Source organism: Legionella yabuuchiae, assembly GCF_900640115.1.
GTDB classification, from domain to species: domain Bacteria; phylum Pseudomonadota; class Gammaproteobacteria; order Legionellales; family Legionellaceae; genus Legionella_A; species Legionella_A yabuuchiae.
In genome coordinates, this window is the sequence record NZ_CAAAIW010000082.1 from 1 (window position 1) to 439 (window position 439).

A 439-nucleotide genomic window follows, 5' to 3' on the forward strand; every position below is an offset into this window, starting at 1 on the left:
ACGCGGCCGCCTTTTTTAGAAATGCATTCTCTTCCGCAAGCCTTGCATTTTCCCGCTTTAACCGAGCCATTTCAGCTTGTTGTAGCTTTTGATTCTCGATGGAATCACCACCTTTATTCCGTTGAGCTTTCCATGAATATAAAAGAGATTCTGCTAGACCAAGATCTTTAGCCACTTGGGGAACACCTTCTTTGGCTATTCGCTCAAGTGCTAGATCCTTAAACTGAGGACTATATTTCTTTCTGACTACTTTTTGTTCTGATTTATTATTGTTCATTTTTCACCTCTGCTTTAGATTTTACTCTCTTAGCAGGGTGTCCGTCATATTAGGGCAGGTTCAAAGTGAAGACGCCCTATAAAAATGGAACCACCCATGTGGTATTTGAGCCGCTGGATTTTATAGCAAGATTAGCAGCTTTGGTACCAAAACCGCGAGTAC

At 41.7% G+C, this 439-nt stretch carries 1 protein-coding gene and 1 pseudogene; one reads left to right on the forward strand and one right to left on the reverse strand.

Annotated features, from left to right (window positions below; all coding sequences use genetic code 11):
• On the reverse strand, window positions 1-277 hold a 277-nt coding region (locus E1O47_RS12150; RefSeq protein ID WP_165475130.1), incomplete at its 3' end, for a transposase.
• A 56-nt stretch (window positions 278-333) separates the two neighbouring features.
• Between E1O47_RS12150 and E1O47_RS12155 the strand changes: the two are divergent.
• A pseudogene (locus tag E1O47_RS12155) lies at window positions 334-439 on the forward strand (transposase); the annotation flags it as partial.